The organism is Thalassotalea atypica (assembly GCF_030295975.1).
GTDB lineage: Bacteria > Pseudomonadota > Gammaproteobacteria > Enterobacterales > Alteromonadaceae > Thalassotalea_F > Thalassotalea_F atypica.
This window is the reverse complement of sequence record NZ_AP027364.1, coordinates 3523144-3536232: the sequence shown is the minus strand read 5'-3', so window position 1 is coordinate 3536232 and position 13089 is coordinate 3523144. Positions and strand designations below refer to the sequence as shown.

Sequence of the window (13089 nt, the reverse complement as noted above, 5' to 3'; positions counted from 1 at the left end):
GAGCGTGTCTAATATATTAAATCGTTGGCTAAATCGGATATATAAATCGATAGCGATTTTATTGGTAACTTTCGCCGTGCTAATTAGCGCGATGCGACTGTTCCTGCCTTACGCTCACCATTATCGTGTTGATCTACAAAACTACATTAATGACAGCTATCAAACTGATATTAAAATAGGCTCGCTCACCATGGGGTGGCAGAAATCAGGCCCTATTTTGATCGCTCAGCATGTTGATTTGATAAATACCCCATCGCTAAAAGCAACCTTAGGTCAACTGAATTTAAACGTTGATTTTTGGGCAAGTTTACGCCTGCAAAAATTAGTTACCGCAGACTTAACGCTTGATGATGCTTATGTATTTGCAAATATTGACCAATTGCTAGAGAGCAGCTCAAACGCGATAGTCTCTGATCAATCTCAGTTGGTTGATGGTATTGCTGATTTGTTTCTCTCTCAGCTAAACCGCTTTTCAATTGCGAATAGCCATATTACTTTGCGTGAAAGTGGCGTAGACAAAGAATTCACTCTAGGGCAATTAAATTGGCTAAATACAGGGAGTCGCCATCAAGGTAGTGGCGATGTTGTTTTCGAAGGTGTTACAACCGATAAGCTAAAATTACTTGTCGACTTAACGGGACAGGAGTTTAACGATCTCGCTGGAGATATATACCTATCTGCCAATAACTGGGATATCACACCTTGGATAGATCGCACCTTAGTTGTTGAACATGAAAATACAGCGTCAAATATTAACTTTAATGCTTGGGGCAAAGTTAGCTCGGGTCAAGTGCATCAAATTCAATTAGAACTTGGTGATAGCGAAGTCACTTGGCTAACTAACGAGCAACCTCAATCATTTAATCTCAATGGCGGCGACATCGTAATATCCGAACTCGCGACTGGCGAATATTCTATTCAATCTTCTCCGCTTAATATTGCCGTAAATGAACACAGCTGGGAGCTGTTTGAGGTAGATACCTACCTTAACTTTGGTTCGAACCTCGCGCTATATGTTTCGCAATTAGATTTAGCAGGGCTTGCAAAAGTGGCACCATTGTTTATCGATGATATGGGGCCTTCATCATTATTTGGTAAACTCGCCCCATCAGGACAAGTACGAGATTTTTATTGGCGCTTTCAAAATCAAGAACATCAACTTGTGATGTCGTTTGAAAACGTAAGCGTTAATTTTAGCGAAGGCATTCCGGGTATTGAGCATTTAAAGGGCGATGTTGCGCTTAGCGGAAATCGTTTCTCAGGCCACTTAAGTACGACAGATTCCGCGCTTGATTTTGATAAACACTTTTTACAACCGATACCGTTTAATAAACTGTCCAGTGGCTTTGATGGGTTTTGGACAAAGAACAATTTCACTTTTAATGCCTTTGATATTGCATTAGATTCTGAGGCGTTAGCATTAAGTGCTGATCTTAGCGTCAACATTCCAACCGAAGGTGAGCCTTCGATGTCTTTATTGGCTAATGTTCTTCGTGGGGATGCTGAGCAAGCAGCGATATTTTATCCGCATTTGTTAATGGGAGAAGATTTAGTTGGTTACCTCAACGAGGCAATTATTGCCGGCCAAGTTAGTCAAGGCCAAGTGTTATTTAATGGCCCTTTTGGTGCTTTTCCATTTAATGATCAGGAAGGCATATTTACTGTCAACGCAGAATTAGTCGACGCAAAATTTTCATTTGATCCTGAATGGCCTGCCATTAGTAACTTGGCCGCAAACCTTAATTTTACCAATAACAGTATGTTGATTACGGCTCGAGAGGGACGCCTTGCCGGATTGAACACTGAAGGGGTTACCGCCGGTATAAATGATTTGTCTGGTGAGCAATTACTTGTAATCGATGCAGATATCATCAGAGAAGTTCCTGAGAATATCACTACCTTAATGCAAGCAAGTCCATTGCGTGACTCAGTAGGTGAAACTTTATCTGAGCTTGTTGTTTCGAAGCCGGTCTCTGGCGATTTTAACCTCTTACTTCCGCTAAACAATGTAGAGCAAGTCGTTGCGAGTGGTCATATCAAATTTGTTGATAATGAGTTGCAACTCAATACACCGCGTATGGATTTTTCAAAAGTTAATGGCGATTTATTTTTTGAAAACGATGTTATTCGGACCCAAGATATAGCACTTGAATGGCTAGGTATGCCGTTGGCACTAGAGGTAAATGCCAAAGATGAACAACACCATTATCAAACAGATATTAATATTAACGCCGATTGGTCTGATCAACACTGGCGCTCTTTAGTACCTTCCTCTTTGCAATCATATATTGCGGGAAATTTGCCATGGCAAGGCTTATTGTCACTGAATATGCACCATAGTGGTGGTTTTTCCTATGATTTGGATATTGAGTCTCAATTAGCAGGCATTGCCTTAGACCTTCCTGAGCCATACTATAAAAAAGACACAGATCACATGAACCTCGTTGCCAATGTCGAAGGGCAACGTAATCAATCGACAATTAATATTCGCTTAGGCGAACAGTTAACATTTTACGGCGTGCTAGATCATGAAAATGTTCAGCTAAATCGTTCTCACCTAGTACTTGGTAATGAGCAAATGTTACTGCCGATGGATGGTTTTCATATTACCACTAAACTAGAGTATGCGGATTTGGCACAGTGGGAGCCACTCATTACTGATATATTGGCAAGTGTGCCAGAGCAATCAGGTGGTAGCTCCTTGGTTGATACGCCTGATCGGATACGTGGAAATGTCGCCAATGTGCAGTTTTTGGATCAAAAGTTTACCAATGTATCTTTTAACCTTGTTGATCAGTCAAACTGGTGGTTATTACATGTCAACGCGAAAGAAGCGCGATCAGAGATCAAGTTTTATCCGGACTTAAAAGTACAAGGGATTGATGTTGATGCAGATTTTATTAAAATTGCCGTAGCCGATGATGCTGAGTCACCATTAACGGTGGCAGAGGAAAAATCAGACGAAAACTCTACGCAGACTATTGTGTTTACTGAACAAGAAACACGTGAGCTATTCATGGGGCTACCGCCAATGCGAGTGCAATGTGATAGTTGTCAGGTCGGTAAGATTGATTTCGGTGAAGTTTCCTTTGATATTAAACGTGAAAATGCTCAGTTAATCACACTCAATAATTTTAAAACCAAACGCGGTGGAACTAAGGTACAACTTGATGGTAGCTGGCAATATCAAGCAGATGGGACATCCCAAACAAAAGTTAATGGGATATTGTCAGTTAAAGATATAGAACAAGAAGTTGAACGGTTAGGATACGCATCGGTCATTAGAGACAGTGGCCTGAAAACCGAGTTTGATGTTAACTGGGCAAGTGGTCCTCATGAGTTTGCACTCGCTCAGCTCAATGGTGATGTTAAGGTTAATCTTGATGATGGTTACCTTGCTGATGTAAGTGATAAGGGCGCGAGAATATTTTCAATACTGAGTTTGCAATCACTGGTGAGAAAACTGACTTTTGATTTCAGAGATATCTTTAGTGACGGTATGTTCTACAGTAGCATCAAGGCTGATGTGAATATTAATCAAGGAACTTTATATACTGACAATATGCGCATGAAAGGGGCGGCGGGTGACTTAAGTGTAAAAGGAAACACGGAATTAACTCAAGGTGTATTAGATTATCGCATGTCGTATAAGCCCAACCTAACCTCAAGTTTGCCAGTATTAGCGTGGATTGCGACTTTAAACCCGTATACTTTCTTAGCAGGTGTTGCTATCGATGAAGTGTTTACATCGAAAGTGGTATCAGAATTTAACTTTGAACTAACAGGTACTATTACCGATCCTAATTTAAAAGAAGTCAACCGCAAGAGTCGTGATGTCAGTGTTGGCCGCTCAACCCCGCCACAATTTGTTGAGAATAGCCAAGAACAAAACTCTCTCGAAAACAGTGACGTGAATAAATCTATCCCGCAGTTGCCCAAGGATAAAAAAGATGGCTAAGTTATCGGTTATTCAGCTTTGCTCTGTGCCTGACGTTAATAAAAATTTAGCGACAATTGAGCAAATACTTAGCGGTGTTAACAAGACAGGTTTATGTGACCCAAACCATCTTGTTGTTTTGCCAGAGTGTTGCCTGTTTTTTGGCGGCAATGACCATGAGCAATTATTACTTGCTAAAAGCAGCGCACAAGACTTGATAGCGCAGAATGCTTTAGTTAAAAAGCTAGCAACTATTGCCATCAAATATCAGGTGTACCTAGTAGCTGGCAGTATTCCTGTTTTATGCAAAAGACAAACGGATAAATTCACCAATTCAAGTCTTGTTATTTCTCCACAAGGAGAAGTACTTGCAGATTACGCTAAAATCCATTTGTTTGATGTCGTGGTAGATGATAATGAAAAGAATTACCTTGAGTCCAAGTATACTCAGGCGGGACAGCGCATAGTTACTGCGTCTCTGCCATTTGCCAAACTAGGCTTGTCAATTTGTTATGATCTGCGTTTTCCAGAGTTGTATCGCAGCTTGACCAATCAAGGCGTCGATATAATTACCGTTCCAGCAGCCTTTACTAAGGTCACAGGGCAAGCGCATTGGCAAGCTTTGTTACAAGCCAGAGCAATTGAAAATCAAGTGTATATATTAGCTGCGGGGCAAGAAGGTGTGCACGCCAATGGTAGAGAAACATGGGGGCATAGCATGATTATTAGCCCTTGGGGCGAGATCTTAGCAGAACTAACACAAGAAGAAGGAATAGTATCCGTTCCTTTTAACAGAGAAAAAATAGCTCATGCGCGCAGCAGTATTCCTGTAGCAAAGCATAATCAATTTCAAATAGAGATGAAAAGATGAACATAGTCGAGCAAGAGCTCTTAGCTGATAGTCAATTAGATCGAACTGCATTGTCAGATACGTTGGCAAACATATGTCAACACAATATTGATTTAGCCGATTTATATTTCCAAGCAAGTCGTCACGAATCTTGGATGCTTGAAGATGGCATCGTCAAGGAAGGTTCATACAACATTGAGCGCGGTGTCGGTATTCGGGCTATTTCGGGAGAAAAAACCGGCTTCGCATACTCCGATGATATTTCAGCACTGGCATTGAATAAATCGGCTGATGCTGCAAAAGGCATAGCCTTAGCAGGCCATGACGGCAAAGTGCAGGCGTTCAAAGCAACATCGAGTCCTGAAATTTACACCGGGGTAGATCCTCTGGCAAGTTTAAGCCAAGAGAAGAAAATAGCACTGTTACATGAAGTAGAAGCACATGCTCGCGCATCAGATCAACGAGTAAGCCAAGTGATCGTCAGCTTATCTGGTGTATATGAAAAAGTACTGGTGGCGGCAAGTGACGGCACCTTTGCCACAGATATTCGACCGTTGGTGAGGCTCAATTGCTCTGTGTTAGTCGAAAGTAACGGTAAACGTGAACGTGGCTCTTCGGGGGGCGGCGCTCGCACCGACTATGGCTACTTCTTTGAACCTCAAGGTGATAAAGCACGCTATTTTCATTATGCAGAAGAAGCGGTACGACAAGCTATCGTAAACCTAGAAGCGATCGATGCACCTGCAGGAGCGCTTCCTGTTGTTTTAGGTGCAGGCTGGCCAGGGGTGCTATTGCACGAAGCAGTAGGGCACGGATTAGAAGGCGACTTCAATCGCAAGGGCTCATCAGCCTTCTCAGGTAAAGTAGGGCAGCAAGTCACCTCTGAGCTGTGTACTATTGTTGATGATGGCACCATGGCACATCGCCGTGGCTCCGTTAATATCGATGACGAGGGTACGCCTGCTCAATATAATGTATTGATCGAGAAAGGTATTCTAAAAGGGTACATGCAAGACAAGCATAATGCTAAATTAATGGGCGTTAAACCAACGGGTAATGGTCGCCGAGAATCCTACGCTCATTTACCAATGCCGCGCATGACGAATACCTATATGTTGGCCGGTGAATCAAGCCCAGAAGATATTATTAAGTCGGTGAAAAACGGTATTTATGCGCCTAACTTTGCCGGTGGTCAGGTTGATATAACGTCAGGTAAATTCGTCTTTACTACTGCTGAAGCTTACCTCATTGAAGATGGTCAAATTACCGCTCCAGTGAAGAATGCTACCTTAATTGGTAGTGGCCCAGAAGCGATGCAAAATGTCTCTATGGTTGGTAATGACTTAGCATTGGACGCCGGTGTTGGTGTGTGCGGGAAAGACGGGCAAAGTGTACCAGTAGGTGTCGGCCAACCGACGCTAAAAATCGATGAAATGACCATAGGCGGTACGCAATAACATGTTGTTTTAGTCATTAACAAGATACCCTGAATTAAAAAATGAGCGGCGCATTTTGTGCCGCTTTTTAGATTTTTGCAGCCTAAAGGTAGTACTGTTGAACACGCACACCAACAGCATTAGCTTGTATGTCAATTCGTTAAATTATGTAAATTTATTTGTCAATTTGTGATTCTGTCCTAAATATCCTGTCGTTAGTCTTAATCAACTCTATAGTCTCTGTGCAATTGTTTATCCTTGTTGCATTCTAAATTACCCTGAGATCGTGCGATGAACTTAACCCGCAGTGCATTGAAAAACCCAGCAACCATCATAGTGGTCGTCGCACTGGTGATGGTTTTCGGCTTGCTAAGTGTTTTCAAATTACCTATTCAGCTGACCCCAGATATTGAACAGCCACAAATAACCATTTCAACAGGATGGCGTAGCGCTGCGCCTGAAGAAATGGAGTCAGTGATCATTGAACCGATTGAAAACGCGGTCAAAAATACTCAAGGGGTGACTAAAGTCAGCACTGGCATACAGCGTGGTTTTGGTAATGTGACGTTAACATTTGATGTTGGTGCAGACATGCAGAAAGCGATGCTAGATGTCATTAATAACCTAAATCAAGCGCCGCCTTTACCTTTGGATGCACTTGAGCCTGTGGTGTCGGCTGGTGGTGGACGCGGAGGCCCACAAACGGCTTCGTTAATGATCAAAACCTTACCAGACAATCTGAACAATGACTTAGGGCTTTATCAAAAACTCATTGAAGATGTAGTAAAGCCTCGGTTTTCAAGAATCCAAGGCATAGGACAAGTCAATTTAGCAAGTCATCGCCCAAGAGAGCTCAGGGTAACTTTTGACCCGTTAAGAGCAGCATCATTAGGCTTGTCTATTGGCGATATTAGCAGCACTCTATCTCGAGCTAGTGATGTTTCGGCCGGTGTAGCAGATGTTGGTAGACGCCAGTATACCGTTCGTTTTGCTGGTCAATACAATGTTGAAAACCTCACCGAAATGATTGTCGGTTACAGCGGTAACCGTGCGATATATTTGAAAGATATTGCAACGGTTGAGAACACACTGGTTGATCGCTTTGGCTTTAGCTTGCGTAGTGGTCAGCCGGCGTATTATTTTACCCTTTCTCGCCAAAATGATGCGAATACCGTAGCGCTTCTTGATGAAATTAACATTGCCATTAAAGAGTTAAATGCTGGACCGATGAGAGAAGCGGGCTTAACCATTGATTTAAGTTTTGATTCATCTGTTCATATTAGAAACGCGTTAAGCCTTGTTCAAAATAACCTAGGTTTAGGTGTGGTACTTGCGTTGATTATCCTGTGGTTATTTTTGCGAGGCATCAGAAATACCTTGATTATCGCAACGACCATTCCTGTTTCCTTGATGGTTGCCTTCATAGCATTAAATATTTTTGACCGCAGTCTTAATGTTATTTCATTAGCAGGTTTGGCTTTTTCTGTCGGGCTTGTCCTTGATGCGGCAATTATTGTGCAGGAAAATATTGTAAGATTACGCTCGCTCGGGGAAAACAACCATAAGGCGGTGCTCCGCGGCGCTCTTGAAGTTACCGGGGCGTTATTTGCTTCGACGGCCACCAGTGTTGCGATTTTCCTGCCCATTTTATTCATGAAAGGAATCGAAGGGCAGTTATTTTCTGATCTAGCATTGACGCTATCTATAGCGGTGATAGCTTCATTAATTTCGGCAATCACAATTTTACCTATTGCAAGCAAGTTTTGGTTAAAGCAGGAAATGGAAAAAGATCCATTTGCACATTATTGGCAAAAACTTACTAACCTTGTTATGCGCTTAACTAACTCTGCCACTAAACGGTATGCTTGGATTGGTATTTTATTGGGTGGCTCGTTACTTACGACGATACTGTTAATGCCAAAAACTGATTTCATGCCAAGAGCACCCATTGACGGATTCTTCTATAGCTTGAATATGCCGCCAGGTGGCAACGTAGACTTTATAGAAACAGAAATGGCAACGTTAGTAAAAGCGAGACTAGCACCCTATCTTGCAGGCGAGCTTGAGCCGAAAATTAAGAGTTATAATTTTTACTCTAATGGATCAGCGAGTACTGGTGGATTTATCTACGCCGAAGACCCAACAAGGGTTGAAGAACTAATGAATGTCGTGCGAACTAAGATATTTTTTGACTTACCAGACACGCAAGCATTTTTATTCAGAGGTTCAATGATTAATGTCTCAGGTGGCGGCAATGGCCGAACGGTCGATATCGATATCAAAGGCCCTGACATTGATACGTTAATGGCGGTTGCTCAAAAAGGGATCGGTGCGATTAATGAACATATGCCCAAGACAACGGCATTTCCTATTCCTAGTTTGAGCTTGTCTGAGCCTGAGTTGAAATTAATCCCCGATGACCAACGAATTACACAAGCTGGGCTGACACGACATGATGTGGCAAATGCGGTTCGTGCCTTTACCAGTGGCATGTTTATTAACGAATATTTCGATGGTAACGAGCGAGTCAATGTGATTTTGCGTGGTAATAAATGGCAGACGCCAGACGAATTAGCCAGTCTGCCAATCCATACGCCGTTTGCCGGCATTCAAACCATTGGTGAACTAACGAAAATTGAGCGTACCGCAGGTCCAACACAACTTCGCCGTATCGATGGTAAACGCACTATCAGTATTCAAGTTTCGCCGCCAGCTGAGATGAGCCTAGAAGAAGCATTGGCTATTTTGAACGATAAAATTGTTCCCGTAATGAAAGCTGAGCTGCCAGCCGATTCATCAATTTTACTCAGTGGAAACGCGAACAAAATGGCGGCCGCGATAAACGATATGATCCAAAATTTTATTTTAGCGCTAATCATCTTATTTTTACTGATGACAGCTTTATTCAAATCGGCAAAAGACAGCTTACTGGTATTGTTAGTGATGCCGTTAGCCGTTGCGGGTGGTGTAATTGGCCTAAATATTCTTAATTTATTCGCTTTTCAGTCTCTTGATTTACTGACCATGATTGGTTTCATTATTCTCCTTGGTTTGGTAGTTAATAATGCAATTTTACTCGTCGATCAAACTCGTCAAGCACAAAAACAAGGGTTAAGCCAACGCAGAGCAGTAGCGCAAGCGATCAGAATGCGAGCTCGTCCCGTATACATGAGTACATTAACCAGTTTATTTGGCATGTTGCCATTAATGTTGATGCCGGGAGTTGGGAGTGAAATATATCGTGGTCTTGCTACTGTTATTGTTGGCGGCATGACCGTTAGTGCAATCTTCACCTTGGTTCTTTTCCCTGCGTTACTGCGCATTGGTGAGCAAACGAACAAGAGCGGCCAAGGTGGAAGCATTGAAGAATTACACCCAGAGCCACAATTAAAACTAAGTAATAGTTAGGAGTTATCTATGTTTCATTTTGTTAAGGGGTTTAGAAAGACCTTAGCCGTATCCGCTATTTCTTTATTGTATAGCACGATAAGCCTAAATGTTTATGCTGCTGATGCTCCGCCACCTAGCCCGATAAAAGTGGATACAGTGAAAAGTCTAGAGCTTGGTGCGAGTGCAGATTTCATGGGAACAGTGCACAGTAAAATGCACGTAGCTATCACTGCTGGTGTTAACGGTCGAGTTGAATGGATTGCTGAGCCTGGTAGCTTTATTAAATCAGGTGAAAAAATAGTGACCATGGATATGTTGCCGCTTAAGCTCAAACGTGCCGAGCAAATCGGGAATATCAAACGAGCAAAGATCAACGCGAATTATTTGAAAAATGAAGCCAATCGCTGGAAAACATTGCATAAAACCGATGCCGCGTCGCAATTTCAGTTAGATCAAACAACTTCAGAATACGAGTTAGCCTTGGTCGATATTGAAATTGCCGAGCTTAAGCTACAACAAATTGAAGATGAAATTACTCGGGCGACGATCAAAGCGCCTTATGACGGTGTGGTAACAGAGCGTATGGTCTTAGCTGGTACGGAAATCAACCGTAGCGATGTGTTGGGTAAGTTTTTAGATACAGAGCATTTAGAAGCTCGCGTATACATTCCTATTAAGTACTTGGCTAATGTCCGTCGCGGTCACAATTTATCGTTGATGACAGAGCAGCAAACACTGTCCGCTAAAATTACTGCGGTTATTCCGAGTGCAGACCCTCGCTCTCAAACATTTGAAGTACGTATTGAAATTCCGAGCCATTTAAACGAAATGTGGGCATCGGGGCAGTTGGTTAAAGTGACAGTACCTGTGCAAAGCGCAAAACCAACATTAACCGTGCACCGAGATGCTTTAATTTTACGTAAAGACGGCACTTACGTGGTTAAAGTAAATGATGATAACAAGGTTAATCGCTTATTAGTTAAAGTAGGGCAGGGTACGTCTGAACGAGTTTCAATTACCGGTGATTTGGCTGATGGCGATAGAGTTGCAACGCGTGGCGCAGAACGATTACGTGATGGACAAGAAGTGATTATTCAGTAACTTGTATTTAATTCTCTTATGAAAAGCTCAATATGTGATACGCTTAAGCTCATCTAACTTAAGTTTTATAGAATAATTGAAATTGCTCGCTTTTATTAAATATGTGATCCGATCGGCTAGTTACGGTGTACTTGTTGCTGTTATTTTAATTCTGACAGTGCCTGAACTTCGCAATCAACTGGCCAATAATAGCTTATTAGTTGGCTCTAAGGAGGCAGACGCTCCTCTATCTTATGCGACAGCGGTACAAGCTGCTGGGCCAGCTGTTGTTAATATTTATTCAAGTGATATTGAAAAAAGCTCTCGCTATGGTGGAAAACCTCGTCAAAGTACCCGATTAGGCTCTGGCGTGATCATGTCGGAAGATGGCTATATTTTAACTAATTTTCATGTGGTTCAAAATGCCGATCTGATAAAGGTATTACTTCAAAATGGTCAATTATTTGCTGCTGAGCTGATTGGTTATGATGTGTATACCGATTTAGCCGTACTAAAAGTCAACGCCCTTAATTTGCCGGTTATTCCACAAAAAAGGCAGTTAGCGTCTGTTGCTGGTGACGTAGTGCTCGCCATTGGTAATCCGCTTAACCTAGGTCAAACAGTCACTCAAGGCATTATCAGTGCGACCGGACGAAATGGCTTAAGTTCTACTAATTATCTAGAGTTCTTACAAATGGATGCTGCCATCAATCAAGGTAATTCTGGTGGAGCACTGGTTAATACTAATGGCGAATTGGTCGGCATTAATTCTCGAAAATTTACGCAATCGTCACCTCAGCTGAATATCCAAGGGATCTTTTTCGCGGTGCCTTATCAGCTTGCTTATAAAATCATGCAAAAAATCATTGAGCATGGCCGTGTGACTCGCGGGTGGTTAGGAATTACTTCTGGACAAGGTTCGATGAATGCAACGGGCATTACTATTGATAATGTGGCAGACAATGGACCTGCACAGAAAGCTGGCTTGAAAAAAGGCGATGTTATCGTTCAAATTGGCGACATTCAAATTAACAGCATAGTTCAAGCACTCGATATTATTGCTGAAACTATACCCGGCACCACTCTGACTTTTACTATTTATCGTAATCGACAGTCAATCGAACTTCCTGTAACTATCGCGGAGTTCAATAATTTAGCTACCGGCTGAATTAAATAACTTCAAAAAAGAATACTAGCACGGAGCACTAGTATTCTTTTCAAATATTTATATTTGCTTTTTAAACGACTACTGGATTATTCAATCCATTTATATTCTATTGTTTTCATCGCTTTATTTAGAAATGGGACAGGCTTTCCTAGTTATAAGTTCACACAACTTGAAAAAATGTTTGGACGTCTATACGTTTAGAAGTTGACATATCTAGAAATCCAAGGCACATTTAACCTTCTAACCATGTACCAGTTTGTCTTTGAGTTTTATTATGCCGATTAAAATTCCGGATCAGTTGCCAGCATTGTCTATTTTAGGCAATGAAAATATCTTTGTGATGTCGGAGCATCGCGCAGCCAATCAAGATATTCGTCCAATGAAGGTTGCGATCTTAAATTTGATGCCAAACAAAATAGAAACCGAAGTACAAATCTTAAGAATGTTGTCGAATACGCCGTTGCAAATCAATATTGACTTGCTTCGTATTCATGCCAACCCCTCAAAAAATACGCCGAACGCGCATTTAAATTCTTTTTATCGGTTATTTGATGATGTTAAAAGTCAGCAATACGACGGCATGATCGTAACGGGGGCGCCTTTGGGGCTCAAAAATTATGAAGACGTAACCTATTGGAATAAAATTCAAGAAGTCTTTAATTGGGCCCAAAGTAATGTCGTCTCGACTATGTATTTATGCTGGGCGGCTCATGCGGCATTATTTCATCACTATGGCTTAAATAGACAGTTACGTGAGCGAAAGCTATCAGGTGTTTATACACATCAAACTAAGTTTCCAAATGAAAAACTAACCCGAGGTTTTGATGATGAGTTCTGGGTACCGCATTCAAGATATGCTGAAGTAAGTACTTCAGATTACCAATCTATAGACCAACTTAATATTTTAGGTGAATCAGCACAAGCAGGGGTCTATTTGGTCGCAAGTGACGATAAACGGCAAGTCTTTGTCACCGGCCATCCTGAATACGATCCGACGACACTAGATGAAGAATATCGTCGTGATGTCGCAGCCGGTATTCACCCAGATATTCCACTTAATTACTATAATAATGATGATCCGAACGAACACACGACGAACAAACCAAACAGTAAATGGCGCAGTCATGGTAGTTTATTATTCAACAACTGGATCAACTACTACGTTTATCAAATAACCCCATACCAACTTGATGCTGAACATATTCAGACATCAATAACAGGAGAATAA

At 41.8% G+C, this 13089-nt stretch carries 7 protein-coding genes; all 7 read left to right on the top strand.

Features of this window, described 5'->3' with window-relative positions:
- The first annotated feature begins 4 nt into the window (after window positions 1-4).
- Entirely contained in the window at window positions 5-3958 is a 3954-nt protein-coding gene (locus tag QUE03_RS16115) for a YhdP family protein (RefSeq protein ID WP_286262973.1), read from the top strand.
- The gene (locus tag QUE03_RS16110; protein WP_286262972.1) at window positions 3951-4808 is read left to right on the top strand and encodes a carbon-nitrogen hydrolase family protein; all 858 of its coding nucleotides are present in this window, start codon (window positions 3951-3953) and stop codon (window positions 4806-4808) included. Before QUE03_RS16115 ends, QUE03_RS16110 begins: the two co-directional genes overlap by 8 nt.
- A complete protein-coding gene (gene tldD / locus QUE03_RS16105; protein WP_286262971.1) occupies window positions 4805-6244 on the top strand; it encodes a metalloprotease TldD in 1440 nt (479 codons plus the stop codon). The genes QUE03_RS16110 and tldD overlap by 4 nt, the downstream gene beginning before the upstream one ends.
- Before the next feature lie 270 nt (window positions 6245-6514).
- Window positions 6515-9631 carry an efflux RND transporter permease subunit gene (locus QUE03_RS16100; protein WP_286262970.1) on the top strand — a complete coding sequence of 1039 codons (3117 nt, stop codon included), beginning with the start codon at window positions 6515-6517 and terminating at the stop codon, window positions 9629-9631.
- A 9-nt stretch (window positions 9632-9640) separates the two neighbouring features.
- Window positions 9641-10714, top strand: a complete 1074-nt coding sequence (locus QUE03_RS16095; RefSeq protein ID WP_286262969.1) for an efflux RND transporter periplasmic adaptor subunit — start codon at window positions 9641-9643, stop codon at window positions 10712-10714.
- 103 nt (window positions 10715-10817) lie between these two features.
- Window positions 10818-11861 (top strand): trypsin-like peptidase domain-containing protein, encoded by a 1044-nt coding sequence (locus tag QUE03_RS16090; RefSeq protein WP_286262968.1) that lies wholly within the window; start codon window positions 10818-10820, stop codon window positions 11859-11861.
- A gap of 274 nt (window positions 11862-12135) precedes the next feature.
- Window positions 12136-13089, top strand: a complete 954-nt coding sequence (gene metA / locus QUE03_RS16085) for a homoserine O-acetyltransferase MetA (protein WP_286262967.1) — start codon at window positions 12136-12138, stop codon at window positions 13087-13089.